Origin of the sequence: Streptomyces sp. NBC_00287, assembly GCF_036173105.1 — a bacterium.
In the GTDB taxonomy this organism is placed as follows: Bacteria; Actinomycetota; Actinomycetes; order Streptomycetales; family Streptomycetaceae; genus Streptomyces.
The window spans coordinates 5,180,173-5,205,234 of the sequence record NZ_CP108053.1; the positions used below are offsets into that span (position 1 = coordinate 5,180,173).

At 67.6% G+C, this 25,062-nt stretch carries 23 protein-coding genes, 1 tRNA gene and 1 pseudogene; 11 read left to right on the forward strand and 14 right to left on the reverse strand.

Annotation, left to right across the window (positions count from 1 at the left end; translation table 11 throughout):
• Positions 1–43 precede the first annotated feature (43 nt).
• Both OHT76_RS23710 and OHT76_RS23715 read left to right on the forward strand, forming a co-directional pair.
• Positions 44–364, forward strand: a complete 321-nt coding sequence (locus tag OHT76_RS23710; RefSeq protein WP_328872872.1) for a helix-turn-helix domain-containing protein — start codon at positions 44–46, stop codon at positions 362–364.
• Positions 365–434: 70 nt separating this feature from the next.
• Positions 435–1,949 carry a LacI family DNA-binding transcriptional regulator gene (locus OHT76_RS23715; protein ID WP_328872873.1) on the forward strand — a complete coding sequence of 505 codons (1,515 nt, stop codon included), beginning with the start codon at positions 435–437 and terminating at the stop codon, positions 1,947–1,949.
• Between the two features lie 1,127 nt (positions 1,950–3,076).
• Here OHT76_RS23715 and OHT76_RS23720 read toward each other — a convergent pair.
• The 5 genes and pseudogenes from OHT76_RS23720 to OHT76_RS23740 all read right to left on the reverse strand — a co-directional run bounded on the left by OHT76_RS23720 (position 3,077) and on the right by OHT76_RS23740 (position 7,814).
• Positions 3,077–4,369, reverse strand: coding sequence for a hypothetical protein (locus tag OHT76_RS23720; protein ID WP_328872874.1), 1,293 nt, complete (start codon positions 4,367–4,369; stop codon positions 3,077–3,079).
• A gap of 392 nt (positions 4,370–4,761) precedes the next feature.
• Positions 4,762–5,394 (reverse strand): annotated as a pseudogene (rplD, locus tag OHT76_RS23725) (50S ribosomal protein L4); the annotation flags it as partial.
• A 502-nt stretch (positions 5,395–5,896) separates the two neighbouring features.
• Positions 5,897–5,970: transfer RNA gene (locus tag OHT76_RS23730), tRNA-Pro, on the reverse strand.
• A 33-nt stretch (positions 5,971–6,003) separates the two neighbouring features.
• Entirely contained in the window at positions 6,004–6,801 is a 798-nt protein-coding gene (locus OHT76_RS23735) for a Pr6Pr family membrane protein (protein ID WP_328872875.1), read from the reverse strand.
• Between the two features lie 83 nt (positions 6,802–6,884).
• Positions 6,885–7,814 carry a metallophosphoesterase gene (locus OHT76_RS23740; protein WP_328872876.1) on the reverse strand — a complete coding sequence of 310 codons (930 nt, stop codon included), beginning with the start codon at positions 7,812–7,814 and terminating at the stop codon, positions 6,885–6,887.
• Between the two features lie 220 nt (positions 7,815–8,034).
• On the opposite strand from OHT76_RS23740, the gene OHT76_RS23745 reads away from it, so the two are divergent.
• Positions 8,035–8,499: a GatB/YqeY domain-containing protein gene (locus OHT76_RS23745; RefSeq protein WP_328872877.1), complete on the forward strand. Its 465-nt coding sequence runs from the start codon at positions 8,035–8,037 to the stop codon at positions 8,497–8,499.
• Between the two features lie 75 nt (positions 8,500–8,574).
• Here the strand turns inward: OHT76_RS23745 and OHT76_RS23750 are convergent, their stop codons facing one another.
• Positions 8,575–10,869, reverse strand: a complete 2,295-nt coding sequence (locus OHT76_RS23750) for a transglycosylase domain-containing protein (RefSeq protein WP_328872878.1) — start codon at positions 10,867–10,869, stop codon at positions 8,575–8,577.
• A 407-nt stretch (positions 10,870–11,276) separates the two neighbouring features.
• Here OHT76_RS23750 and wblA point away from each other — a divergent pair, with 407 nt between their 5' ends.
• Positions 11,277–11,615, forward strand: coding sequence for a transcriptional regulator WblA (wblA, locus tag OHT76_RS23755; RefSeq protein ID WP_067033339.1), 339 nt, complete (start codon positions 11,277–11,279; stop codon positions 11,613–11,615).
• A 27-nt stretch (positions 11,616–11,642) separates the two neighbouring features.
• Here the strand turns inward: wblA and OHT76_RS23760 are convergent, their stop codons facing one another.
• Positions 11,643–13,013 (reverse strand): ArsA family ATPase, encoded by a 1,371-nt coding sequence (locus tag OHT76_RS23760; protein WP_328872879.1) that lies wholly within the window; start codon positions 13,011–13,013, stop codon positions 11,643–11,645.
• On the reverse strand, positions 13,010–13,987 hold the full coding sequence (locus OHT76_RS23765; protein ID WP_328872880.1) for an ArsA-related P-loop ATPase: 978 nt from the start codon (positions 13,985–13,987) through the stop codon (positions 13,010–13,012). The genes OHT76_RS23760 and OHT76_RS23765 overlap by 4 nt, the downstream gene beginning before the upstream one ends.
• Positions 13,988–14,082: 95 nt before the next feature.
• Here OHT76_RS23765 and OHT76_RS23770 point away from each other — a divergent pair, with 95 nt between their 5' ends.
• The 4 genes from OHT76_RS23770 (at position 14,083) to OHT76_RS23785 (ending at position 16,851) form a co-directional block, all read left to right on the forward strand.
• Positions 14,083–14,253 (forward strand): DUF4177 domain-containing protein, encoded by a 171-nt coding sequence (locus OHT76_RS23770; RefSeq protein WP_328872881.1) that lies wholly within the window; start codon positions 14,083–14,085, stop codon positions 14,251–14,253.
• On the forward strand, positions 14,250–14,717 hold the full coding sequence (locus OHT76_RS23775; RefSeq protein ID WP_328872882.1) for a RidA family protein: 468 nt from the start codon (positions 14,250–14,252) through the stop codon (positions 14,715–14,717). Before OHT76_RS23770 ends, OHT76_RS23775 begins: the two co-directional genes overlap by 4 nt.
• Positions 14,718–15,145: 428 nt before the next feature.
• Complete coding sequence (locus tag OHT76_RS23780) at positions 15,146–16,024, forward strand: NUDIX hydrolase (protein ID WP_328872883.1); 879 nt, start codon at positions 15,146–15,148, stop codon at positions 16,022–16,024.
• On the forward strand, positions 16,021–16,851 hold the full coding sequence (locus tag OHT76_RS23785) for an MBL fold metallo-hydrolase (RefSeq protein ID WP_328872884.1): 831 nt from the start codon (positions 16,021–16,023) through the stop codon (positions 16,849–16,851). Before OHT76_RS23780 ends, OHT76_RS23785 begins: the two co-directional genes overlap by 4 nt.
• Here OHT76_RS23785 and OHT76_RS23790 read toward each other — a convergent pair.
• Both OHT76_RS23790 and OHT76_RS23795 read right to left on the reverse strand, forming a co-directional pair.
• Positions 16,848–17,666 carry a nucleotidyltransferase domain-containing protein gene (locus tag OHT76_RS23790; protein WP_328872885.1) on the reverse strand — a complete coding sequence of 273 codons (819 nt, stop codon included), beginning with the start codon at positions 17,664–17,666 and terminating at the stop codon, positions 16,848–16,850. The genes OHT76_RS23785 and OHT76_RS23790 overlap by 4 nt on opposite strands.
• Positions 17,667–17,791: 125 nt before the next feature.
• Positions 17,792–18,466 (reverse strand): Crp/Fnr family transcriptional regulator, encoded by a 675-nt coding sequence (locus tag OHT76_RS23795; RefSeq protein WP_015658871.1) that lies wholly within the window; start codon positions 18,464–18,466, stop codon positions 17,792–17,794.
• Between the two features lie 276 nt (positions 18,467–18,742).
• Between OHT76_RS23795 and nth the strand changes: the two genes are divergently transcribed.
• The 3 genes from nth to OHT76_RS23810 all read left to right on the forward strand — a co-directional run bounded on the left by nth (position 18,743) and on the right by OHT76_RS23810 (position 21,695).
• On the forward strand, positions 18,743–19,606 hold the full coding sequence (gene nth / locus OHT76_RS23800; protein ID WP_443049826.1) for an endonuclease III: 864 nt from the start codon (positions 18,743–18,745) through the stop codon (positions 19,604–19,606).
• Between the two features lie 130 nt (positions 19,607–19,736).
• Positions 19,737–20,432 carry an NUDIX hydrolase gene (locus tag OHT76_RS23805; RefSeq protein WP_328872887.1) on the forward strand — a complete coding sequence of 232 codons (696 nt, stop codon included), beginning with the start codon at positions 19,737–19,739 and terminating at the stop codon, positions 20,430–20,432.
• Positions 20,433–20,495: 63 nt separating this feature from the next.
• Positions 20,496–21,695 carry a MarP family serine protease gene (locus OHT76_RS23810; RefSeq protein WP_328872888.1) on the forward strand — a complete coding sequence of 400 codons (1,200 nt, stop codon included), beginning with the start codon at positions 20,496–20,498 and terminating at the stop codon, positions 21,693–21,695.
• Between the two features lie 13 nt (positions 21,696–21,708).
• On the opposite strand, the gene OHT76_RS23815 is transcribed toward OHT76_RS23810, so the two are convergent.
• The 4 genes from OHT76_RS23815 to nhaA all read right to left on the reverse strand — a co-directional run bounded on the left by OHT76_RS23815 (position 21,709) and on the right by nhaA (position 24,949).
• Positions 21,709–21,891, reverse strand: a complete 183-nt coding sequence (locus OHT76_RS23815; protein ID WP_328872889.1) for a hypothetical protein — start codon at positions 21,889–21,891, stop codon at positions 21,709–21,711.
• Positions 21,892–22,018: 127 nt separating this feature from the next.
• A complete protein-coding gene (locus tag OHT76_RS23820) occupies positions 22,019–22,960 on the reverse strand; it encodes an alpha/beta fold hydrolase (RefSeq protein WP_328872890.1) in 942 nt (313 codons plus the stop codon).
• Positions 22,957–23,448: a phage holin family protein gene (locus OHT76_RS23825; protein WP_328872891.1), complete on the reverse strand. Its 492-nt coding sequence runs from the start codon at positions 23,446–23,448 to the stop codon at positions 22,957–22,959. Before OHT76_RS23825 ends, OHT76_RS23820 begins: the two co-directional genes overlap by 4 nt.
• Positions 23,449–23,518: 70 nt before the next feature.
• Entirely contained in the window at positions 23,519–24,949 is a 1,431-nt protein-coding gene (gene nhaA, locus OHT76_RS23830; RefSeq protein ID WP_328872892.1) for a Na+/H+ antiporter NhaA, read from the reverse strand.
• Between the last annotated feature and the right edge of the window lie 113 nt (positions 24,950–25,062).

A 25,062-nucleotide genomic window follows, 5' to 3' on the forward strand; every position in this document is an offset into this window, starting at 1 on the left:
AGCGGAGGTAGCGGAAGTAGCGGACCTGAGAGGAAGAGGAGCCATGAACTCGGGTGAGACGAACTCCGCCCTTCCCAAGTCCTACTCGGCCGCGGAGGTAGCCGAGGCGCTCGACTGCTCGGAGTGGTGGGTGAAGGAGCAGGCACGGCGCCGCCGTATCCCATTTCTCCGGAGCGGGAGTGGCTACCGCTTTACACGGAGCCACGTAGAGGAGATCTTCCAGATCCTTGAGGAACGCCCCAACCCGGTGAATATGCCGGGAATCAGCGCCACTTCGACCCGTCGGCGTACGTTCGTCCCCTTCGACGTACCCGCGGTACAGCTCAAGGCGCGGCGTCCGCGGCGCGCTCGGAATGCCATCTGACAGCAGAAAAACCATGGCGGGCGGGAGTCAAACACCGGCTCTCGCCCGCCTCTTTGTGATGCGAGGAAGCATGGGGTTCGTCGAGAACCGCGACACGTACTGGCGTGGCCGCTACAAGATCTCGAAGGGCAAGTACGGCACAGTCTCGGACGAGAACGGCAACGCCATCCGTTTCCGCACCAAGCGTGAAGCCAAGAAGGCTGCTGACGCCGAAGAGGCCAAGGTGCGAGCCGGTACATGGAAGGATCCGGCGGCCGGACAGATCACCTTCGGCGAGTACGCCTCACGGTGGTATGCGGCGCAAGATCTAGCGGCATCCACGATGCAGAACTATCGCCACCACCTCGAAGAACACCTACTCCCGGAGTTCGAGGACCGTCCACTTGCGTCCATCCAACGCGCGGACGTCGAGGGGTGGGAGAAGAAAGAGAAGGCGCTGTACGCCGCTTCGAGCGTGAAGACCTGGCGCGGCACGCTTCACCTCGTTCTGGAAGACGCGGTGGACGAGGAACTTATCAGTTCCAACCCCGCCACGAAGCGTCGTGGCAGGGGTAAGCGCGCCGGACGCTCGCGTGACCGCGGGCCGGAGAAAGTCGTCACGGATCCGCTCGGCATCCTGCTGTGTGCCGAGCGGGCCTCGCTCCTCTCCGGGCGCGATGACGAGTTCGTAGCCCTGGTTACCAAGGGCTACACGGGCATGCGGTGGGGTGAAATCGTGGGCCTGGAGACGGAGTTCATCCGCCCCTCAGGCGTGCGCGTGGAATGGCAGCTTCACGAACTCGACTCCGGAGAGTTCGAGCGCTGCCCTCCCAAGGACGACAGCTATCGCACCATCGATGCTCCCACGTGGCTCACTCGACTGTGGACAGCGCATATAGCCCGTACGCAGCCGAAGCCCTGCACCTGCCATGGCAAGACGTACATGTTCCGAGGGCAGGGCGTGTCCCGCACCGGGGAGACCGGCGCGAAGGTGGTGGACGTGGCCAGACGCGCCGGTGTCTCCACCGGCACCGTGTCCAACGTCCTCAACCGACCGGACGTCGTAGCCGCAGCCACCCAAGCGCGGGTGCGGGAGGCCATTGAAGCTCTGGGGTTCACCCGCGGCGGGGGTGCCGTCGACCAGGCGGAGCACTGGCGCCGGAATGGGTTCGCCACGTGGCTCTTCACGCCGGCCGCTTCCGGCTGGTACCCGAAGAAGGCACCACAGGAAGCGCGGCCCGTGCCGGTGCTGGCTCATCCCTGGCCCGGTGTGCCGGCCCGGGGGAGGGGGGCTCAAGCACGGGCGGAGGCCTGCTGGGTGCCGACCGCGAAAGGGCTCACACCCCACGGGTTGCGGCACACACACAAGACGCGCATGGAAGGGTTCCGTACCCCACCGAAGCTCATGGATGAGCGAATGGGACACATCGACGGATCCGTGCAAGCGCGCTACTCCCACATCACCCGAGAGATGCGCGAGGAGCTGCTGAGGCACCTCACCGTCGAGTGGGAGGCGTCGCTTGATGCCCGGTTGGCCATGTGCCCTGCGTCACCGGTCGCCCTACTCAGTGACCTCTTACAGGAGCGTCTGAAAGCGTCACGGTAGGTCCGTGGTACGAAAAGCGCTCAAGGGCTCGATCCGTTCTGTGGAGCGGGCCCTTCCTGATGTCAATCTTTTCCAGTGAAACGCCAACCTGAGTCTCCCTTAAGCTCGATCCGGTCGAGCGTAGTTTACAAGCGTAAGGACAAGATGAATCGATTCTCGGTACCAGAAGTCAGAGTGGGAGCCCTCCGGTCGCGTAAACCTTCCCTTTCGGTATCGCCATCCTGCATCGACGTTCACGACGTCAGAAGACAGCTCATGCTTCTCGTAGGTTTCATCTGATGGGCGCAGCGACGTGGTTCTGATGCGGTTGCGAGGCTGCGTCGCTCCCTGGCAGCCGATGGCACAAGCGCCAGATTCCGTGAACCGATGCCAAGAACAATTTGCCCTGTCAGCTCGTGAGAATGTAAGGCATACCGGGCCTTGTAGCGGCCCGTTTTCTAGGAGGGCATTGAATTTATCGGCAAATACAGTCCGTCGCGCGGCCATCTGGAAAACGATCAAGTTGTCGATCGTGTACTCGAAGCGCTCATTCAATGGAAGCAATGGAAGGGTTGGAGGTTGTGGAGCCGGGGCCGCTGCGATTGCCTCGGCAAGGAAGCGTCCTCCGAATGAGTGGCCGATGCAGTGCAAATACTGACCGCCCGCGGCCATGAGGGTGTCCGGCCCCATCTTCGGCCGTTCCCGTTCTTCATCCAGGTACCCCAACAGGTGTGACAATGTAAACTCAGCATAGCCGTGAGTGGTCATCCGATGGGCTCGGTCCCGTATTCGAAAGTAACCTCGAGGGGAGGGGGCGCTCCTCGATGGCCAGCGTACGGCTATGAACATGGCTCGGAAGTCATGGAGATGCGGATACATCTCAAACTGTTCGTTGTAAATAGTTTCGATTGAGGAAAATAGGCGGGCGGCTGTTTTGTAGGCGCTCCTCTGGGTGTGCTGCCAGCCGTGCACCCAGACGAAAATGTCGGTCACGTTATTTGGAACGATAAGTTGTCCTCTGAGGAAGTCGCTTACCTCGTCTTCGGGTACTTGCCTCTGGGAATCCGGAAAGACGAAGTGCCCAGCCCCGTCGAGATCCAGGACTGTGAAGCGGTCGAAGCCTTCACCAGATGGCAAGCGATCGTCCATTAGCCTGTCCTGTCGCTCAAAACCAAGCGGGTGTCCAATCCGCGGTAAAGTGAAAAAATGAGTCCAAGCGGATTTTGGCAGTCTTCTGCAAAAGACCGGGTGAGGTCGCGTACTAGGTCACCGATCCGTGTGCCTGGAATCAGGAATTGTTCAAAGAACCGCTTAGTGTATTCGCAAGCGAAAGGGATTGGTAGATCCACTTGTGGTCCGATGAGACAGTTTGCGCCCTTCTCCAGCAAGACCACACTGAACGAGCGGTAGAACGTCGAACTCAGCTGGCCGCCCTGGCAGGCATCAATGAAGATGACGGTATTGGGGAGGGTGCGATCGGCCAACCAGGACTCAAAGTCACCGGTATAAATCGGAGCACCGTCGCTCAGCTCGATAGAGGGCTCACCCAAGTGGGGTCCTGTTGGAGTGCCACTTACCTTTGCGTGACAACAGAAGCACATGAGCTGGTCATTGAATCGTGGCTCACTCAGATCTGTAGCCAACTTTGGTCGCCTGTAGCGACGGGTGATTTGAGAACTAGCCGCAGCGAGCTGTCGTTCGACTGAAGTCACCAATTTCTGTTCCGGCTGTCGGCCCGTGTCGATCCTGGTATCGGCGTTCAGTCCAACATTCAGTTCCCCGTTTACTCTAATTTCCGATTCTTCGGTGTTCTCGCGAAACTGGTGCTCGATCCAGTGACGATAGCCAAGGAACTCTCTCATTGACCATGTAAATTCCTCGCTCTCCACATTCACGTTGGGGTCGAGGGGTAGGTAGAGCATCGGCCATGGGACAAAGAGGTCATTGGACTGAAAGGTGAGAACGCACGGCCCTTTGCGATGTGCAGCCTCGAGCAGTTCACGAATTTTTCGCAAACCTGTGTCATTGCGACTGAAGACCAAGTCGAATAGTATGTAGCCTCGGGAGCTCAGCCGTCTTCCCATCGTTTTCATTAGTTCGCGGTCGTCGTCCGAGCGCAGATCAAATTTATCACTGAAGGGGTAACTGGGCTTTTTTGGGTGCCCTTCTCTGAATTCTATGAGCTTGAGCCAGGTGTCGCGGACTGTGTGAATATATCCTGACATCTGGCTTTCCGTCTTCTTCAGCGTTCCGTTGATTGACCCACGCGGGGCAAATATCTCGCCAAATGCGGTTACATCATAATTGTGGTCTCTATCGTTCCATCTGAAGATCAATGACCCCGAAGGTGCGCCTCCGCGGTCGGCAGGCTCGGGAGCCCTTGTGAACCCGCTGCCATCATTGTCCTGAGTTTTCCTCAGCGGCAAAGGTCTCACATTCATGACTCTGTAGCTTCGATATTGAGACTGGCTTCCAGTTCCTGAAGGAGGGTGCCCTCGCGGTAAAGATGGATTTGGACACGCATGATCAGGACGCCTTGTTCGCGCGGAGTGATCGAGAATTCCACAGGGCGAGTTCCTCCGAAACGAGGCAAACGAAGTTGATGCCCGAGCGGCTCCACTTCTGCATTCTCGGCGAAGAGTAGGGTGTACAGGTCCAGGTGGTCCCGGCCGGGCCAATGAGGCTCAACTTGCCTAACTCTACGAAGGCCGTCCTTATGTGGCGGACGAATCTGCAACATTACGCGAAATGTTTCGTCTTTTCTTAGGATGGCGGGGGCATCGATGAGCCAGCTATTTACCACTCGCGGAGGAGCCGATACGGCGTATTTGGCAGACGCGGCTGAGCCGGACACAAATGATTCGTAGGCCTCTTGGGTGAAGACCACGTCGTCTGAGACGAGGACGTCGTAGGTGTTCAGCTGGCCCGGCTCCAAGATGTGAACCTGGGGCAGGTTGCGGGCGGACAGCCATGCGGCCTCGTCGGCGCGCTCGGCAACCAGGAGCAGGTTCTTGCGCTCGCTGATCTTGCCGAACAGGCTCTTGGCAGCCTTCGTGGAGGGGTTTTCGCCCTCGACCACGGCGGTGACGACGTGGATGCGGTTGTGACGAGCCCGGTCGGTAAGGGCGTGACGCAGAGCGGCAGCCTTCATCTTCTTGGGGGTGCGCTGCGAGTAGTTGCGCGGCACGGGACCGTGGACGACGCCACCGCCGGCGAAGTGCGGCGCGCGGGTCGAACCCTGACGGGCGCGGCCGGTGCCCTTCTGGCGGTAAGGCTTCTTGCCACCACCACGGACTTCACCGCGTGTCTTGGTCTTGTGGGTGCCCTGACGGGCAGCGGCCAGCTGCGCGACGACGACCTGGTGGATCAGCGGGACGCTGACATTCTCAAGGCCGAAGATCTCCGCGGGGAGCTCGACGGTGCCGGCCTTATCGCCCGATGGGGACAGGATGTCGACGATGCTCACCGTTCCGCCTATCCGTGCTCGGGTATCGGTCCCATGCCGCGCTCTTGCGATCGCGTGATTAGGACAGAACTATCGGCAGGGGCCTGCCTCTTGTGCATGTCCTCGTGCTTGAAGCAGGCGGCTTCTCTTCCATCGCACTCTGCAAGCCTGATGATCGCAATCTGGCAGTACGGAGCTGGCGGCTTATGGAGTTGCTCAGCGAAGTAGCCACCGACCAGACCAGACTCGCCGCGTGGCGCTTCACGCCAGCTGCCTCTGGCTGGTACCTGAAGGCCGGACTGTAGCCCCCCGCCTTGGGCGGGTGTGCCGGCACGTGGTCTGTCCACGTCGTCAGCGCCGTGCTCACCGACTCTTTTCCGGTCCGCCTCAGAGTTCCTCAGGACGTGCGTCTGGGGAGCAGGATTCCAAGATCTTCTCCCAGATTTCTCCCAGCGGACCCTGGAAACCACTCAGGGGCCTGATCCGCTCTCGCGGATCAGGCCCCTGACCTGGTACTTCACTGTCGGGGTGGCGGGATTTGAACCCACGACCTCTTCGTCCCGAACGAAGCGCGCTGCCAAGCTGCGCTACACCCCGATGTCCCCGCTCGTCGCGGTGACGTCGTTTACTTTAGCCCACCGGTGGCTGGAGACGAAATCCGGTTTTCGCGCGGTGGTGGGCCCGGTGGCGGACCGGGTTGGGGCGGGTGTGGTCCAGGGCGACCAGGAGGACGGCCAGGGCGTAGATGGCGAGGCCCAACAGCAGGGCGTTGCCCAGGACGCCCTTGTAGCCGTGCAGGTCTACGTCCAGGAAGGGGTAGAGGTAGCGGGCCGGGGTGCCGGCCGGCAGGAGTTCGGCTCGTGCCAGGGAGAACGCCAGGTAGGCCACGGGGTACAGCAGCCACGCCGCCGCCTGGCGTATGTGCAGGCTGCCGGGTGCCGTCAGCAGCAGCCAGTCCAGGGCCGCCGCGATCGGGGTGATCGTGTGCAGGACGAGATTCGTGACCGCGTGCCAGCCCGTCGGCGGTGCCGTCTCTCCCGTCATCGAGAACGGGCTCGACGCGTTCGCCAGGAGCAGGTGGTACACCAAGCCGGTCGTCGCCACGTAGAGCAGGGTCGCGCCGGTCAGACCCGAGGGGAGGGGGCGGCGGGCCGTCCATGCTCGGCGTGCCGCCAGGAGCATGACCAGCGCCAGCAGGATGTTGCTCTGGATCGTGAAGTAGCTGAGCAATCGCAGGGGGCTGCTGAGGACGAGGTCGATCGTCACCGCCCCGGCCGCCGCCAGGGCGACCAGCAGGCGGAACGCGGCGGCCAGGCGGCGGCGTACGGGCGCCACCACGGCCGTGGCGGGGACGGACGAGGGCAGCAGCGCGGGCATGCCCGGCACGGCGGGCAGATCCGGGATGTCCCTGGGTATGGGGGCGGTCATGCCCCTCACGCTAAGCAGAGGGGACAAAACGGGCTATACGGGTGGACCGTGCGGGTTACGTCCCTACCGCGCCGCCACCCACGTCACCGTGGCGCCTCCACCAACGTCAGCAACGTAACCTCCGGCGGACACGCAAACCGAAACGGCGTGTACCGGTTCGCCCCGCACCCCGCCGACACATGCAGATACGCCGTACGCCCGCCCGCCGTATGCGTCGACAGCCCCTTCACCCGCTCCGTGTCCAGGTCGCAGTTGGTGACCAGCGCGCCGTAGAAGGGGATGCACAGCTGGCCGCCGTGCGTGTGGCCGGCCAGGATCAGGGGGTAGTCGTCCGCCGTGAAGTCGTCCAGGACGCGGAGATACGGCGCGTGCACCACGCCCATCGAGAAGTCCGCCGTACCCGACGGACCGCCCGCGACCTCGGCGTACCGGTCCCGCCTGATGTGCGGGTCGTCCAGGCCCGTCAGCTCCACCGACACGCCGTCGACCTTCAGAATGCCGCGCGTGTTGGTCAGATTCAGCCAGCCCGCCGTGTCGAAGCCGTCCCGCAGGTTCTCCCACGGGTTGTGGATCGCGCCGACGGCCGGCGCGTTGCCGTTCAGACCGTGCCGGCCCTGGGCCTTCTCCAGCAGATAGCGGGCGGGGTTGCGCAGCTTGGGGCCGTAGTAGTCGTTCGAACCGAAGACGTACGCCCCCGGGAACTCCATCAGCGGGCCCAGCGCGTCCAGGACCTCGGGCACGCCCTCGGTGTCCGAGAGGTTGTCGCCCGTGTTGATCACGAAGTCGGGGCGCAGGCCCGCCAGCGAGCGCAGCCAGCGCTGTTTCTTGCGCTGCCCGCTCACCATGTGGATGTCGGAGACCTGGAGCACGCGCAGCGGACGCATCCCGGCCGGCAGCACCGGGACCGTCACCCGGCGCAGCCGGAAGGAGCGGGCCTCGAATCCCGCCGAATACAACACACCGGCGGCACCAGCCGCCGCGATCCCCAGAGGTACTCCGTATCGCGCGCGCATACCTCCATCGTGTCAGACCGCGCCCAACTCCCGTGCCCGGCCGCCCCTCCCAAGCGCCCCATGAGGAAATCAACCGTGCTCAACTCCCGTGCCGGGCCGTCCTTCAAGGGCCCTATGAGGACTCAAGCCCGCCCAACTCCCGTCTCCCCGGCCGCCCCCCAAGCGCCCCACGACGAAATCAACGGGCGTTCTGTCCCCGGTACCTGCGACAATCGACCCCATGACCACGCTCAAGTCGAAGCTGCAGGATGACCTCAACGCCGCGATCAAGGGGCGCGACGAGCTCCGCTCCTCGACGCTCCGGCTGACGCTCGCCGCGATCACCAAGGAGGAGGTCGCGGGCAAGCAGAAGCGCGAGCTCTCCGATGACGAGGTGCAGAAGGTGATCACCCGCGAGGCCAAGAAGCGCCGCGAGGCCGCGGACGCCTTCGCCCAGGGTGGTCGTGCCGAGTCGGCCGAGCGGGAGAAGGCGGAGGGCGAGGTGCTCGCCGCGTACCTGCCCAAGCAGCTCGGCGACGAGGAGCTGGAGCGGATCGTCGCCCAGGCCGTCGAGGAGGCCAAGGCGGCCGGTGCCGAGGGCCCGCGGGCCATGGGAGCGGTCATGAAGATCGTGAATCCGAAGGTCGCGGGTCAGGCGGAGGGCGGCCGGGTCGCGGCCGCGGTGAAGAAGCTCCTCGCGGGCTGACCAGCCACTTAAGACTTACGGCCCCTTCCCTTCCGTAGAGGGAAAGGGGCCGCAGTCGTCCCAGGAGGCCGTACCTCAGTCCCGGCCGCCGTTTCCGTTCCCGCTGTTCGTCTGCCCCTGGAAGAAGTCCTCCGGGATGGAGAACGACGGCGTCGGTTGGGTCGTACCGCCGTCGGACCCGGTGCTCGTACCGCCGTCGACCAGGCCGCCGATCAGACCGCCGTTGTCGTTGCCGTTGTTGCCGTTCTCGTCGCCATTGCCGTTGTCGTTGTCACCGTCGCCGCGGTCCCGGTCGCCCGTGTCGCTGCTCGGGATGTCGACGAGGCTGAACTCGGGCGCCTCATGGCCCTCCAGCGCGCCGGTCATCATGTCGCGCCAGATCGGGCCGGGCACCTGGCCACCGAAGACCTTCTCGTGCCAGACACCGCCGATGGTGATGTCCTGCATCTTCCGCTTGTGCGCGGGATCGCCGACCCAGACGGCGCCGGCCATGTTCGGGGTGTAGCCCACGAACCAGGCGGCGTACCGCTCGTCCGTCGTACCGGTCTTACCGGCGCTGGCGCGGCCGGCGCCGAGGCCCGCCTGCTGGCCCGTACCGTCCTCGACCACGCCCCGCAGCAGGGTGTTGATGGTGTCGGCGGTCTTCTCGGACATGGCGCGCGAGCAGGTCGACTTCGGGACCTCGAGGGACTTGTTCTTGCCGCCGACGCGCTGGGTGATGGACTCGATGGCGATCGGCGTGCAGTACATACCGCGCGAGGCGAAGGTGGCGTAGCCGTTCGCCATGGTCAGCGGGGACATCTCCTGGGTGCCGAGGGCGATGGAGGGGGCCTGCTGCATCTTGCCGCCGTCCGCGCGCTCGACGCCCATCTTCTCGGCCATCTCCGTCACCGGGCAGATGCCGATGTCGCTGATCATCTCGACGTAGTACGTGTTGACCGACTTCGCGGTCGCTTCCCTCATGTCGTACGGGCCGACCTCGGTCTCGTTCTCATTGGTGAGCGAGACGCCCTTCTCGTCCCAGGTCCCGCCCTCGCAGGTGGAGACCGGGGTCGGGTAGTCCATCTCGTACGGCGATCCGTACACCTTGTTCGCCGGCATGCCGCCCTCGAGCGCCGCCGCGGCCACGATCGGCTTGAAGGTCGAACCGGGCTGGTAGCCCGCGCCGCCGCCCATGGCAGCGTCGACGGAGAGGTTGATCTGCGTCTCGTTCTTGCCGAAGCCGTACGGGCGGGACTGGCCCATGGCCAGGATCTTGCCGGTGCCGGGCTCGACGATGGTCGCCGCGGTCGCCACGTCGTCGCTCTGGTTGACGTGGTCCTTGACCGACTGCTGGACCGACTCCTGGGCCTGCGCGTCGAGGGTGGTCCGGATGGTCAGACCGCCCTGGTTCCAGATCTTGGCCCGGGCCTCCTTGGACTTGCCGAAGACCGGGTCGCTCAGGAACGCCGCGCGGACGTAGTCGCAGAAGAAGCCCGCGCCCTTGACGGCGGTGATGCAGCCGTTCTTGGGCTTGCTGACCTTCAGGCCCAGCGGCTTCTTCGCGGCCTTGGCGGCCTCCGCCTGGGAGATGTCGCCGACCTCGGCCATGCGCTGCAGCACGGTGTTGCGCCGCTTGGTGGCCTCGGCCTCGTCGTTGACCGGGTCGTAGCGCGAGGGCGACTGGACGATGCCGGCGAGCAGCGCGGCCTCCTGGACCTCGAGGTCCTTCGCCGACTTGGAGAAGTAGCGCTGGGCGGCGGCCTCGACGCCGTAGGCCTGCTGGCCGAAGAACGTGATGTTCAGGTAGTTCTCGAGGATCTTCTTCTTGCCGAGCTCTTCCTCGACCTGGATCGCGTACTTCAGTTCGCGGATCTTGCGGCCGAGGGTCTGCTGGGTGGCCTGGGCGACCTTCGTCGGGTCGTCGCCGGCCTCCTCCACGAAGACGTTCTTCACATACTGCTGGGTGAGTGTGGAGGCGCCCTCGGCGACCCCGCCGCTCTGCGCGTTGCGGTTCAGCGCGCGCAGGACGCCCTTCAGGTCGACCGCGCCGTGCTGGTAGAAGCGCGCGTCCTCGATCGCGACGATCGCCTTCTGCATGTACGGCGAGATGCCCTTGAGGTCGACCACCGTACGGTCGCGCGAGTAGACCGTGGCGATCGTGCCGCCCTCGGTGTCGAGGATCGTGGTGCGCTGACTCAGCGGCGGCGTCTTGAGGTTGGCGGGCAGCTCGTCGAAACTCTCGACCGAGCCCTTGGCGGCCAGCCCCAGCGCACCGACCGCGGGCAGGGCGATTCCTGCCAGGACGGCTCCCGCGAGCACACTGACACCGAGGAACTTGGCGGCCTGCTGCGTTGGCGACAGACCACCGCCCGAGCGCTTCTTTGGCATGAGGGCAGCCTACGTTCTCATTCGCCGGACACGCGTATATGCCTTGGCCTAAGCTGCTCTCAACTGTCACAGCAGTAGGGCCACGTATCAATACGTCCGGCGACCCCGAATCGTTCCGGTCGGCCATCAACTTTTTGATGGGAGCGTGTCCGAATCCGCCTTGTGTGTCACCTGGCGCCCGTTGTGACTCAGCGGAACTGCCCCGGTTTGCCGGGATGATCACGCATGTCACCAGCTCACTCCCCCGGGTGATCTGCCGCTTACGCATAGTCCGTTCGGGCCATTCAAGATTGGGCCCGCTGGGGGTGTTGCGCTGTGCCCACCTTCCGTAACGTCCTCAACTGGCGGCGGTGAATATGCCGCTGCCGCCGTGGGGGAGCCTCGATTCGGGAGAGGACGGCGCCGGTATGGGCTGGGTAACCGACTGGAGTGCGCAGGCGGCCTGCCGCACTACCGATCCGGATGAACTGTTTGTGCAGGGAGCAGCGCAGAACAGGGCCAAGGCAGTGTGCACCGGATGTCCGGTACGCACGGAATGTCTTGCCGATGCGCTCGACAACCGCGTCGAGTTCGGCGTATGGGGAGGCATGACGGAGCGGGAGCGCCGCGCACTGCTGCGCAGGCGGCCCACCGTCACTTCCTGGCGCCGACTGCTGGAGACGGCTCGTACGGAGTACGAGCGCGGGGCGGGCATCCTGCCCCTCGATGATGACGAGGTGTACGAGAACTACGCGGCGGTGAGCTGACAGCTCAGGTCGGTCCGGCTCCGTCGGTCAGGCCCCGGGGTTGGGCAGCTCCGGCCGGCCGGCCGCCAGCCGGTTTCCGATGTCCCGCAGTCCCGCGAGGTCATGCACATCGCCGGGCAGCGCGGCCACTTCGGCCACCGCCACTTCGGGGTGGAGCGCGGTGAAGCGGTCCCGTGTGCGCTGCTCACGGGAGAGCAGTTGCATACGGTCCGCGTGCAGCCTCAACAGGCCTGCGGTGATCTGGTCGGTGGTCTGCGCCTGGGCCGTGTCCTTGGCGGCGGGGGAGCCTTCCTCGGCGGCCTCGGGTGCGGGAGATTCTGAACTGCCGTACGTGTCGGGAGAGTTACGAAGTCCAGCTTTCCCGTCCTCCTGATCGACAATGCGGGACTCCTCAAGATTTTCCGCGGCGGGATCCCCCGCAAGATCAAGATTTTCCGCGGCGGCGAGCGCCCGCTCGGCCGACAGCCGGTCGGCGCCGCTGCCGTGGACACGGTTGAGCACCAGACCCGCGAGCGGCATGTCCTCGGCGGCCAGCCGCTCCACGAAATACGCGGCCTCCCGCAGCGCGTCCCGCTCCGGCGCCGCGACCACCAGGAACGCCGTCCCGGGCGCCTGGAGCAGCTTGTACGTCGCATCCGCGCGCGTACGGAAGCCGCCGAACATCGAGTCCATCGCGGCCACGAACGTCTGTACGTCCTTCAGCAGCTGACCGCCCAGCAGCTTGCCCAGAGCGCCGGTCATCATCGACATACCGACATTCAGGAACTTCATCCCCGCGCGGCCGCCCACCTTCGCGGGGGCGAGGAGCACCCGGATCAGCTTGCCGTCGAGGAACGACCCGAGCCGCTTGGGCGCGTCCAGGAAGTCCAGCGCGGACCGGGACGGGGGCGTGTCCACGACGATGAGATCCCATGCCTCCTTCGCCCGCAGCTGGCCGAGCTTCTCCATCGCCATGTACTCCTGCGTGCCCGCGAAGCCCGCCGAGAGCGACTGGTAGAACGGGTTGCCCAGGATCGCGGCCGCCCGCTCGGGGTCCGCGTGCGCTTCGACGATCTCGTCGAAGGTGCGCTTCATGTCGAGCATCATCGCGTGCAGTTCGCCGTCCCCCTCGACGCCCTTCACGCGGCGTGGGGTGTTGTCGAGCGAATCGATGCCCATGGACTGGGCGAGCCTGCGCGCGGGGTCGATGGTGAGCACCACGACCTTCCGGCCGCGCTCGGCGGCCCGCAGCCCCAGCGCCGCCGCGGTGGTCGTCTTGCCGACTCCGCCGGAGCCGCAGCACACGATGATCCGGGTCTTCGGATCGTCCAGCAGCGGATCGACGTCGAGCCCGCGCGCGGGGGAGAGGTGATGGTGGGCGTGGGCCTGGGACTTGGCCTGGGCGGCGTCCGGACTCATGTCATCCCCTGCTCTCGCAGCTCGGTGGCCAGTTCGTACAGCCCTGCCAGGTCCATTCCCTCGGTGAGCAACGGCAGTTCGTGCATCGGGAGGTCCAGTTCACCGAGGACGGTCCGCTGTTCGTGCTCCAGCGTGTACCGCTCGGCGTACTCCTCGGCCTGCCGCAGCAGCGGATCCACCAGCCGCTCCGCGTGCCCGCCGCGCCGCGCCCCGCCGAGGCCGGCCGCCGACAGGGACTGCGCGATGGCCGTACGGGGTGTGCCGCGTACGAGTTCCAGGTCGGCCGCGTCCAACACCTGGGGCCGCACCATGTTCACGATGACCCGGCCCACCGGCAGCCGTGCCGCGCGTAGTTCGGAGATACCGTCCGCGGTCTCCTGGACCGGCATCTCCTCCAGCAGCGTCACCAGGTGCACGGCGGTCTCGGAGGACTTCAGCACCCGCATCACGGCCTGTGCCTGATTGTGTATCGGGCCGATCTTGGCCAGCCCCGCGACCTCGTCGTTGACGTTCAGGAAGCGGGTGACGCGGCCGGTGGGCGGGGCGTCCATGACGACGTAGTCGTACGCGAACCGGCCGGCCTTGTCCTTCCGCCGTACGGCCTCACAGGCCTTGCCCGTCAGCAGGACGTCCCTGAGGCCCGGGGCGACGGTGGTGGCGAAGTCGATGGCGCCGAGTTTTTTGAGCGCTCTGCCCGCGCCGCCCATCTTGTAGAACATCTGGAGGTAGTCCAGAAGGGCCAGTTCGGGGTCGATGGCGAGGGCGTACACCTCCCCGCCCCCTGGAGCGACGGCGATCTTCCGCTCCTCATAGGGCAACGCCTCCGTCTCGAAGAGCTGTGCGATGCCCTGCCTGCCCTCCACCTCGACGAGAAGCGTCCGCTTCCCCTCGGTGGCGAGGGCGAGCGCTAGCGCGGCGGCGACCGTGGTCTTTCCGGTCCCACCCTTGCCGCTGACGACCTGGAGCCTGCTCACGTCTTCGAGCCTAACCAGTCGGCCGCCGGATCACTCCGGAGGCTGTGGACAACGTGTGCGCGAGGGCTCGTACGGCAGCGGCTAAAGTCGGCCACATGACCAAGTGGGAATACGCAACCGTGCCGCTGCTCGTCCATGCCACGAAGCAGATTCTGGACACCTGGGGCGAGGACGGCTGGGAGCTCGTCCAGGTCGTGCCCGGGCCGAACAACCCCGAGCAACTGGTGGCCTACCTGAAGCGGGCCAAGCTGGAGAAGAAGGCGTGAGCGCCGTAGAGGCCCGTCTGGCCGAGCTGGGCCTGACGCTGCCGGAGGTCGTGCCGCCGCTGGCCGCGTACCAGCCGGCCGTGCAGTCGGGCGTGTACGTCTACACCTCCGGCCAGCTCCCGATGGTGCAGGGCAAGCTCCCGGTCACCGGCAAGGTGGGCGCGGAGGTCACCCCGGAGGAGGCGAAGGAACTGGCCCGCACCTGCGCGCTGAACGCCCTCGCCGCGGTCAAATCCGTCGCCGGCGACCTGGACCGCATCGCCCGCGTGGTGAAGGTCGTGGGCTTCGTGGCCTCGGCATCGGACTTCACGGGCCAGCCGGGTGTGATCAACGGCGCAAGCGAACTCCTCGGCGAGGTCCTCGGCGACAAGGGCGTCCACGCGCGGAGCGCGGTGGGCGTGGCGGTACTGCCGCTGGATGCGCCGGTCGAGGTCGAGGTGCAGGTGGAGCTCGTCGGGGCGTGACGCCGCTGCGATGCCTGCGGCGGCCTGCTCGGCTTCGGTGGGGGTGCGCGTAGCGCCTGCGGTTTCGTCGTGAGTCGGGGCCGCGCCGGGGGGTGTCCGTCCTCGGTCCGGCGGTGCTGCTCCTCAAGAGGCTGACCGCGCCGGACGCCGGCCGCTGCGGGCGGACACCCCCCGACACGTCCCCTTCCCGCCGTGGGCGGCTGCCGGTACGTCGTCCCTTTCGCCGCTTCGGGCGGTCGTACGGCGGGGGCGGCGCACCCGGACAGGTCGTACGGCTGCGCCGGCACGGGTGGGCGCAGCGGCACCCCGCCGGCGCGGGTGAGCGGGACCCACCCCAGGCCAGCCCCAGCACAGGGCACAGCAACACCCACCCCGCCCCACCCCAGGCACCTCTCGAACATCCGCGCGCCCCGAGATAGCCTCCGGACATGGCGAACGGTCAGTGGTATCCCCCGGAGTGGCCCGACCGCATCCGTGCGCTCGCGGAAGGCACCCTCGCACCGGTGCCGCCCAAGCGTGCGGCCACGGTCATGCTCCTGAAGGACGCCGAGACCGCGCCCGCCGTCCACATGCTGCGCAGACGCGCCTCCATGGCCTTCGCCGGTGGCGCGTACGCGTACCCCGGCGGCGGAGTGGACCCCCGCGACGACGATCACCACGTCCGCTGGGCGGGCCCCACGCGCGCGTGGTGGGCGGAGCGGCTCGGCGTCGATGAGAACGGCGCCCAGGCGATCGTCTGCGCCGCCGTACGCGAGACGTACGAGGAGGCAGGCGTCCTGCTCGCCGGCCCGACCCCCGATTCCGTCGTCGGCGACACCACAGGCGACGACTGGGAAGCCGACCGCGCCGCTCTCGTCGCCCGCGACCTGTCCTTCGCCGAGTTCCTGGACCGCCGCGGCCTGGTCCTGCGCTCCGACCTGCTCGGCGCCTGGACCCGCTGGATCACCCCGGAGTTCGAGTCCCGCCGCTACGACACTTGGTTCTTCGTCGCCGCCCTCCCGGAGGGCCAGCGCACCCGCAACGCCTCCACGGAAGCCGACCGCACGGTGTGGATCAGCCCCCGGGCGGCAGCGGAGTCGTACGACAAGGGCGAGCTGCTGATGATGCCGCCCACCATCGCCACCCTGCGCCAGCTGGCCCCCTACGCCACGGCCGCCGAGGCGCTCTCCGCCGCCCCCGCGCGGGACATGACGCCCGTCCTCGCGCGGGCGCGCCTGGAGGACGGCGAGATCGTGCTGTCCTGGCCGGGCCACGACGAGTTCACCAAGCACATCCCGACCGAACCGACCGGTGGAGCCCCCGCATGACGGACGCAAGCACCCTTCCCGGCCAGCCGCGGGGCGGGGTTCTCTCGGGCCCCGCCACCCCGCGCGCCGTGAACGTCCTCGCGCCCAACGCCTCCGCGATGACCCTGGACGGCACGAACACCTGGATCCTGTCCGAGCCCGACTCCGAACTCGCCGTCGTGGTCGACCCCGGCCCGCTCGACGAGGGCCATCTGCGGCACGTCGTCGACACCGCCGAGCAGGCCGGCAAGCGCGTCGCCCTCACCCTGCTGACACACGGTCACCCCGACCACGCCGAGGGCGCCGGCCGCTTCGCCGACCTCACCGGCACCAAGGTCCGCGCCCTGGACCCGGCGCTGCGGCTCGGCGACGAGGGTCTCGGCGCCGGTGACGTGGTGCGCGTCGGCGGCCTGGAGCTCAGGGTCGTACCGACGCCCGGCCACACCGCCGACTCCCTGTGCTTCCATCTCCCGGCCGACCGCGCGGTCCTGACCGGCGACACCATCCTGGGCCGCGGCACGACGGTCGTGGCGCACCCCGACGGCCGCCTCGGCGACTATCTGGACTCGCTACGACGGCTGCGCTCGCTCACGGTCGACGACGGCGTCCACACGGTCCTCCCCGGCCACGGCCCGGTCCTGGAGGATGCGCAGGGCGCGGTCGAGTTCTACCTGGCCCACCGCGCCCACCGCCTCGCCCAGGTCGAGACGGCGGTCGAGGACGGCTACCGGACGCCCGCAGAGGTCGTAGCGCATGTGTACGCGGACGTGGACCGCTCCCTGTGGCCGGCGGCGGAGCTGTCGGTGCGGGCGCAGATGGACTACCTGCGCGAGCACGGCCTGATCTAGTCGGGGCGCGGTGCCTTCACGCCGTGCACGCGCGCGTACTCGTCGGCGAGCCAGGGGCCCAGATCGTCGACGTACGACCGTAGGACGGCCGCATTGCCGGTCGGCTCGTATCCGAGGACGGCCGCGGCGCGCATCTGTTCCGCCCGCTCCGGGTAGTACGTGCCGAACGCCTCCGCCATCTCCGCCAGGTTGCTCGTCCAGCCGTTCCAGCGGGGCATGACCAGAGTGAATCCGGTGCGGACGAGATGGCGGGACATGAACCGTACGAGAGGGCGGCGGGCCTCGTCGGAGTTGGCGTCGGCGATGCGTTGGCGCCAGCGGGGCAGCAGGAGGGCGAGGTCGCCGTTGGTCTCGCGGGCGAGCCGGGAGTCGGGGCGGTAGCGCGGGAGGTACTCGGCGAGGTCCTCGCCCAGCAGCGGGGTACACAGGCAGGCCAGGAACCAGCCCATGTCGTACCGCTCAAGCTCGCTCAGCACGCGCGCCTTGCTGTACAGCAGCGTGCCGACCCCGTCGATCCGCCGGAACTCCTTGTCGAGCGCCTCACCGAGCAGCCGCGCGTCCTCCCGGTCCCCGTCGGTCGGCTCGGCGCGCAGCACGACCAGCAGATCGAGATCACTGCGCCCCAAGCGCGCGGTGCCGCGCGGAATCGACCCAAAGACGTATGCGCTGTGCATCCGCCCCCCGAACACATCGAGCAGCCGGTCACGCGCGGCGGCGACGACCGGGCGGAAGTCGTGGGCGATCCGTCCGAGGGATCCTTCGCGTTCGAGGTAGCCCTGGGAGTCGAGACCTCTGGGGGAAGCCGTTTCAGCCATGGGATCACTGTGCCAACTTCAGTGCGTCCGGCGCTTGAGGATTAGGCCCGTTCAGGGCCGAAGGGGGCCGGTCACGCAAACAGGGCCCGCCTCCTGAGGAGACGGACCCTGCGACAGTCGTACGGTCAGCGCGAGCGCTTCGCGAGGCGCTCCACGTCCAGCAGGATCACCGCGCGGGCCTCCAGGCGGAGCCACCCGCGCTGGGCGAAGTCGGCCAGGGCCTTGTTGACCGTCTCGCGGGACGCGCCGACCAGCTGGGCCAGCTCCTCCTGCGTGAGGTCGTGGACGACGTGGATGCCCTCCTCGGACTGCACGCCGAAGCGGCGGGAGAGGTCCAGCAGCGCGCGGGCCACGCGGCCGGGGACGTCCGAGAAGACCAGGTCGGACATCGCGTCGTTGGTGCGCCGCAGTCGGCGGGCGACGGCGCGCAGCAGCGCGGTGGCCACCTCGGGGCGGGCGTTCAGCCAGGGCTGGAGGTCGCCGTGGCCGAGGCCCAGCAGCTTGACCTCGGTCAGCGCGGTGGCGGTCGCCGTACGCGGGCCCGGGTCGAACAGCGACAGCTCGCCGATGAGCTCACCGGGGCCGACGACGGCGAGCATGTTCTCGCGGCCGTCGGGGGAGGTGCGGTGGAGCTTGACCTTGCCCTCGGTGACGACGTAGAGCCGGTCACCGGGGTCGCCCTCGTGGAACAGGGAGTCACCGCGCGCGAGGGTCACCTCACTCATGGAGGCGCGGAGCTCCGCGGACTGCTCGTCATCGAGCGCCGCGAAGAGCGGGTTGCGCCGCAGAACGTCGTCCACGAGTTCTCTCCTTGTCGACCTGCTCAGGGGATCTTGCTCCCCCTTGGTACCAGGGGACCGTGCTCCCCATTTTGCCGGACCGTCCAAACAGTGTGATCTGTCACAAGGATGCCGCACACGTGTCCCGAGGTAAGCGGCAGGGGTCCAATTGGGGGCTGATCTTCAGGGCTCGGGGCGGATGTCAGTGTCGGGCTTTAGGCTGGCCGGGTGTCCAAATCGCCGGTGAGAGCACAGGCCAAGGGGGCTGGGCGGGTGGTTGTACGTCGTGATTCCGCTGTGGGCGAACAGAACTCCGGTGGCGGAAAGAAACCGGCAAAAGCGGCAAAGAAGGCGGCCCCGGTGAAGAAGGCGGCCCCGGTGAAGAAGACCGAGTCCCGCACCGCCCTCGTCCGCCGGGCCCGCCGTATCAACCGCGAGCTCGCCGAGGTCTATCCGTACGCCCACCCCGAGCTGGACTTCGAGAACCCCTTCCAGCTCCTGGTCGCCACGGTCCTGTCCGCCCAGACCACCGACCTGCGCGTCAACCAGACGACTCCCGCCCTCTTCGCGAAGTACCCGACCCCGGAGGACCTGGCTGTCGCCAACCCCGAGGAAGTCGAGGAGATCCTGCGGCCGTGCGGGTTCTTCCGCGCGAAGACCAGGGCGGTCATAGGGCTCTCGAGGGCCCTGTCCGAGGACTTCGGCGGCGAGGTGCCGGGGCGGCTCGAAGACCTCGTCAAGCTGCCCGGCGTCGGCCGCAAGACCGCCTTCGTGGTGCTCGGCAACGCCTTCGGACGGCCCGGCATCACCGTGGACACGCACTTCCAGCGGCTCGTACGGCGCTGGCAGTGGACCGAGCAGACCGACGCCGACAAGATCGAGGCCGAGATCGGGGCGCTGTTCCCCAAGAGCGACTGGACGGACCTCTCGCATCATGTGATCTGGCACGGCCGCCGCATCTGCCACGCCCGCAAACCGGCCTGCGGCGCCTGCCCCATCGCCCCGCTCTGCCCCGCGTACGGCGAGGGCGAGACGGACCCCGAGAAGGCGAAGAAGCTGCTCAAGTACGAGAAGGGCGGCTTCCCGGGCCAGCGCCTGAAGCCCCCGCAGGCGTATCTCGACGCGGGCGGCAAGGCGGCGCCGCCGCTGGGGGCCGGATGAGGGGCCGTATGAAGCAGGGTCCGTCCGCGAGCTGCCCTCAGGGTCGATCTCAGGGTCGATCTCAGGGCCCCGCCCAGGAACGATCTCGACCGGGCCCGGCGTTGGAATCGGCAGAAGGACGGGGGTGGCGATGACACGCGCGAGCAATACGCAGGGCGGCCCGGTGGCGCTGCGCAAGGACGGCCTGCCCACCTGGCTGGACCCGGTGGTGCATGCCGTGGAGACCGTCGAACCGATACAGCTCAGCCGCTTCCTGCCCCCGGAGAACGGCGCCGGCAGGCAATCCGCGGTGCTCGTCCTGTTCGGCGAGGGCGAGCGCGGCCCCGAGCTGCTGCTGATGGAGCGGGCGAGTTCGCTGCGCTCCCATGCGGGCCAGCCCTCCTTCCCCGGCGGTGCCCTCGACCCCGAGGACGGCGACCCGAAGGCCGACGGGCCACTGCGGGCCGCTCTCCGCGAGGCCGAGGAGGAGACCGGGCTCGATCCGGCAGGCGTGCAGCTCTTCGGCGTCCTGCCCCGGCTGTACATCCCGGTCAGCGGCTTTGTCGTCACCCCGGTCCTTGGCTGGTGGCGCGAGCCGACCCCGGTCGGCGTCGTCGATCCGAACGAGACGGCCCGGGTCTTCACCGTGCCCGTGGCGGATCTCACGGACCCCGCCAACCGCAGAACCACCGTCCACCCCAGCGGCCACCGAGGTCCGGCATTTCTGGTCGAATCGGCGCTGGTGTGGGGGTTCACCGCGGGGATCATCGACCGGCTGCTGCACTTCGCGGGCTGGGAGCTGCCCTGGGACCGGGAGAACCAGGTCCCGCTGGACTGGCGGTCATGACAGGGTGGGCGCCGTGTTCTGTAATCCGAGGGGCCGTGAAGTGACGAGGCGAGGCTTGAAGCGGTGAACGTGCTGGACATCCTGCTGCTGGTCGCCGCGGTGTGGTTCGCCATCGTCGGCTACCGCCAGGGCTTCGTCGTCGGCATCCTGTCGGTGATCGGTTTCCTCGGTGGCGGTCTCGTCGCCGTCTATCTGCTCCCGGTGCTCTGGGATGCCCTGACGGACAACTCCGAGGTGAGCACGACCGCTGCCGTCGTCGCCGTGGTCGTCGTCATCGTCTGCGCCTCCGTCGGCCAGGCCCTGACCACTCACCTCGGCAACAAGCTGCGCCGCTACATCACCTGGTCCCCGGCCCGCGCCCTGGACGCCACCGGCGGCGCCCTGGTCAACGTCGTCGCGATGCTCCTGGTCGCCTGGCTGATCGGTTCCGCGCTGGCCGGCACCACCCTGCCGACGCTCGGCAAGGAGGTCCGCAACTCCAAGGTGCTGCTCGGGGTCTCCCGGGCGCTGCCCGCGCAGGCCGACACGTGGTTCGCGGACTTCTCCTCGGTCCTCGCGCAGAACGGCTTCCCGCAGGTCTTCAGCCCGTTCTCCAACGAGCCCATCACCGATGTCCAGCCCCCCGACCCGGCCCTCGCGAACAGTGCGGTCGCCACCCGTGCGAAGCGATCCATCGTCAAGGTCGTGGGCACCGCCGAGAGTTGCGGCAAGGTCCTGGAGGGCACCGGCTTCGTCTTCTCCGACCGCCGCGTGATGACCAACGCCCATGTCGTGGGCGGCGTCGACGAACCCACCGTCCAGATAGGCGGAGAGGGCCGTAAGTACGACGCGCAGGTCGTCCTGTACGACTGGAAGCGCGACATCGCCGTACTCGACGTACCGGATCTGGACGCGCCCGCGCTGCAGTTCACCTCCACCGACGCACGCAGCGGCGACGGCGCGATCATCGCCGGCTTCCCGGAGAACGGCGCCTACGACGTCCGCGCCGCCCGCGTCCGCGGCCGTATCCCGGCCAACGGCCCGGACATCTATCACCGCGGCACCGTGCACCGCGATGTCTACTCGCTGTACGCGACCGTCCGCCAGGGCAACTCCGGCGGCCCGCTGCTCACGCCCGAGGGCAAGGTGTACGGCGTGGTCTTCGCGAAGTCCCTCGACGACGCCGACACCGGCTACGCGCTCACGGCGGACGAGATCCAGGAGGACATCGCCACCGGCCGTACCGCGAACCAGCAGGTGGACAGCGACAGCTGCGCGCTGTGACCCCTGGCGGGGTTCAGCCGCGGGGGTGGCGCAGGCGTACCGAGACCCAGCGGGCCCGGCGGCGCAGAATGCGCGGGATTCCCACCCTTAGGTCGGTGCCCGCCATCTGCGGGGATGCGCCGCCTTGGTGAGAGCTCAGGGCGTTGCCCGAGCGGCGGTTGCGTGCTGCGTCACTGTAGTCGTGCGTCCAGCCCATACCCCGACGTGTGCCCCTGCCCCAAGGTCGATAACCGCCCCCAGGGCCCCCAATTGGCCTATGCGCCGGGCAATTGGCTGTTCGTAGTACAGGCGTTCAGATCCGGATACCGGCCGCGTCGGAACGGTCACCGATCGGGTTCGGGATCCTTGAGCCAATTGACCAGTTCGGCCGAGAACGCGACCGGATCCTCTTCATGCGGGAAGTGCCCCAAGCCGTCGAACAGGCGCCAGCGGTACGGGGCTTCGACGTACTCTCCGGAGCCGGCCGCGCTGCGGGTGCGCATCACCGGGTCGAGCGAGCCGTGCAGATGCAGGGTCGGCACCCGGACCGGGCGCTTCATACGGCGGTTGAACTGGATGCCGTCGGGACGGGCCATCGAGCGCACCATCCAGCGGTACGGCTCGATCGAGCAGTGCGCGGCGGAGGGGATGCACATCGCGCGGCGGTACGTGTCCACCGCGTCGTCCTCCGGCAGCCGCGGCCCGGACCAGTCCCGCACGAGCCGGCCGACCAGCGCCCCGTCGTCGGCGGTGAGCTGACGCTCCGGGATCCAGGGTCGCTGGAACCCCCAGATGTAGGAACCCGCGGTCGTCTGCTTGACGTCGGAGAGCATCGCCGAGCGCCACCGGCGCGGATGCGGCATGGACGCGACCGCGAGCCGCCGCACCAGCTTCGGGCGCATCACGGCCGCCGTCCAAGCCAGATAGCCGCCCAGGTCATGGCCGACGAGGGCGGCGTCCGGCTCACCGAGGGAGCGGATCACGCCGGTGATGTCGAGCGCCAGATTGGCGGGGTCGTAACCGCGCGGGGTGCGGTCGCTGCCGCCGACGCCCCGCAGGTCCATGGCGACCGCCCGGAACCCGGCGTCGGCGAGCGCCGGCAGCTGGTGCCGCCAGGTCCACCAGAACTGCGGGAAGCCGTGCAGGAGCAGGACCAGCGGCCCGTCACCCATCTCGGCGATATGGAAGCGCGCACCATTGGCCGCGACGTCCCGATGGGTCCAGGGACCATCGAGTCGTACGGCCGAGGCGGGTTGCGCCGTAGGGGTGGGGGCCGGGTCCGTCATGACGACGAGCGTGCCACAGCCTCGATGGCGGCGGGCGACCGGTCCTCCAGGGCCGGCGCCGGACGCGGGTGCGGCTTGGCCTTCTGCAGGACGCTCGCCGACTCCTTCACCGAGGCGGCGACCTTCTGCGGGCCCTTGCTCTTCGTGGCCTTCTTCGCGTAGACCCAGCCGATGAGCGCGAGGCCGATCGCGATGAGGACGTTCGCGGCGAAGGAGAGCAGGAAGCAGAGCGCGAGGTTCCAGTCGCTCCAGGTCCGAATGCCGTACGCCAGCGCGAAGTTGAGCATCGGCAGGGAGAACACCAGCACCGCGCCCGCCACCGTGAACGCGCCGCCACTGGTCGCGCCGCGCTTCACGTCCTGCTTGAGCTGCGCCTTGGCCAGCGCGATCTCGTCGTGCACCAGCGCCGACATTTCGGTCGTCGCGGAGGCGAACAGCTGGCCGATGCTGCGTTCGGCGCCGACCGGGCTGCCGTCGGGTGCGCTCATCGCGTTCTCCCTCTTCCGACCTCTTCAGACCATGTGGGTGAGGTCTCGACTTTTGTACCGTCCCGTCAGATCATGCCCGACGGTCGTCCTCCTCGCCTGCCCCGCCCGTCACTTCGGCAAGCCGCTCGCGTTCGGCGGCCTTCAGTTCGGCGAGCCGGCGGTGCTCGGCGGCCTTGCGGTCGTGGATCGCGGCCATCCGCAGGTGGTACGCCGGATCGTCCTCCTCGTAGATGTCCGGGATGCCGGAGAGGTCTTCGTCGCGCTCCTCGGCCTCGATCATCCGGCGGTACTGGCCGTTCCTTATCTTCAGCAGCACCGATGCCAGGGTCGCCGCGATGAGGGACCCCATGAGGACCGCGGCCTTGATCTCGCTCGTCATCGCCTCGTCGCCCTCGAAGGCGAGCTCGCCGATGAGCAGCGAGACCGTGAAGCCGATCCCGGCCAAGGTCGCCACGGCGAACACATCGGCCCAGGCCAGGTCGTCGCTGAGCGAGGCCCTGGTGAAGCGGGCCGTCAGCCATGTACCGCCGAAGATGCCGATCGCCTTGCCGACGACGAGTCCGAGGACGACGCCCAGCGTCTCGGGCTGGGTGAACACCTCGCCGAGCGCCCCGCCGGAGACGACGACACCGGCGCTGAACAGCGCGAACAGCGGCACGGCCAGACCCGCCGAGAGCGGCCGGACCAGATGCTCGATGTGCTCGCCGGGGGAGTGCTCCTCGCCCTCGCGCCGGCTGCAGCGCAGCATCAGGCCCATGGCGACACCGGCGATGGTGGCGTGGACGCCGCTGTTGTACATCAGCGCCCAGATGACGAGCGCGAGCGGGACGTACACGTACCAGCCGCGTACGCCCTTGCGCAGCAGCAGCCAGAAGACGGCGAGGCCGAGGAAGGCGCCGCCGAGCGCGGCGAAGTTCAGGCTCTCGGTGAAGAAGACCGCGATGATCAGGATCGCGAAGAGGTCGTCGACGACGGCGAGGGTGAGCAGGAAGGCGCGCAGCGCACTCGGCAGGGAGGTGCCGATGACGGCGAGCACGGCGAGCGCGAAGGCGATGTCGGTGGCGGTGGGCACGGCCCAGCCGTCCAAGGCTCCGCCACCGGAGACGGCGGTGAGGGTGTAGACGAGCGCCGGTACGGCCATTCCGCACAGCGCGGCCACCACCGGCAGCGCGGCGGCCTTGGGGTCCTTGAGATCACCGGCGACCAGCTCGCGCTTGAGCTCGATTCCGGCGACGAAGAAGAAGATCGCGAGGAGTCCGTCGGCGGCCCAGTGCGCGATCGACAGATCGAGGCCGAGGGCCTCGGGCCCGATGTGGTAGTGGCTGACGCTGTCGTAACTGTCCTGCAGTGAGGGGACGTTCGCCCAGATCAGCGCGGCGACGGCGGCGAGGAGGAGCAGCACACCGCCGACGGTCTCGGTGCGTAGCGCATCCGCGACGAAGGTCCGCTCGGGCAGGGACAGCCGGCCGAGGACCTTGCGGGGAGTGCGGGGCGCGGACACGGGGACCTCCGGAATATGGGCAGCACAAACACTTGCCGACCAGACTTCCCGGCGCACCTTGAGGGTCTTGCTTTTTGTTTAGCGTACCTAACATATGGCGCGGTGGCATACGG

Excerpts from the sequence above, each read along its gene's own strand:
- OHT76_RS23710 (WP_328872872.1), top strand. The coding sequence starts at position 44 with ATGAACTCGGGTGAGACGAACTCCGCCCTTCCCAAGTCCTACTCGGCC.
- OHT76_RS23715 (WP_328872873.1), top strand. The coding sequence starts at position 435 with ATGGGGTTCGTCGAGAACCGCGACACGTACTGGCGTGGCCGCTACAAG.
- OHT76_RS23720 (WP_328872874.1), bottom strand. The coding sequence starts at position 4,369 with ATGAATGTGAGACCTTTGCCGCTGAGGAAAACTCAGGACAATGATGGC.
- OHT76_RS23735 (WP_328872875.1), bottom strand. The coding sequence starts at position 6,801 with ATGACCGCCCCCATACCCAGGGACATCCCGGATCTGCCCGCCGTGCCG.
- OHT76_RS23740 (WP_328872876.1), bottom strand. The coding sequence starts at position 7,814 with ATGCGCGCGCGATACGGAGTACCTCTGGGGATCGCGGCGGCTGGTGCC.
- OHT76_RS23745 (WP_328872877.1), top strand. The coding sequence starts at position 8,035 with ATGACCACGCTCAAGTCGAAGCTGCAGGATGACCTCAACGCCGCGATC.
- OHT76_RS23750 (WP_328872878.1), bottom strand. The coding sequence starts at position 10,869 with ATGCCAAAGAAGCGCTCGGGCGGTGGTCTGTCGCCAACGCAGCAGGCC.
- wblA (WP_067033339.1), top strand. The coding sequence starts at position 11,277 with ATGGGCTGGGTAACCGACTGGAGTGCGCAGGCGGCCTGCCGCACTACC.
- OHT76_RS23760 (WP_328872879.1), bottom strand. The coding sequence starts at position 13,013 with ATGAGTCCGGACGCCGCCCAGGCCAAGTCCCAGGCCCACGCCCACCAT.
- OHT76_RS23770 (WP_328872881.1), top strand. The coding sequence starts at position 14,083 with ATGACCAAGTGGGAATACGCAACCGTGCCGCTGCTCGTCCATGCCACG.
- OHT76_RS23780 (WP_328872883.1), top strand. The coding sequence starts at position 15,146 with ATGGCGAACGGTCAGTGGTATCCCCCGGAGTGGCCCGACCGCATCCGT.
- OHT76_RS23785 (WP_328872884.1), top strand. The coding sequence starts at position 16,021 with ATGACGGACGCAAGCACCCTTCCCGGCCAGCCGCGGGGCGGGGTTCTC.
- OHT76_RS23790 (WP_328872885.1), bottom strand. The coding sequence starts at position 17,666 with ATGGCTGAAACGGCTTCCCCCAGAGGTCTCGACTCCCAGGGCTACCTC.
- OHT76_RS23805 (WP_328872887.1), top strand. The coding sequence starts at position 19,737 with ATGACACGCGCGAGCAATACGCAGGGCGGCCCGGTGGCGCTGCGCAAG.
- OHT76_RS23815 (WP_328872889.1), bottom strand. The coding sequence starts at position 21,891 with ATGGGCTGGACGCACGACTACAGTGACGCAGCACGCAACCGCCGCTCG.
- OHT76_RS23820 (WP_328872890.1), bottom strand. The coding sequence starts at position 22,960 with ATGACGGACCCGGCCCCCACCCCTACGGCGCAACCCGCCTCGGCCGTA.
- OHT76_RS23825 (WP_328872891.1), bottom strand. The coding sequence starts at position 23,448 with ATGAGCGCACCCGACGGCAGCCCGGTCGGCGCCGAACGCAGCATCGGC.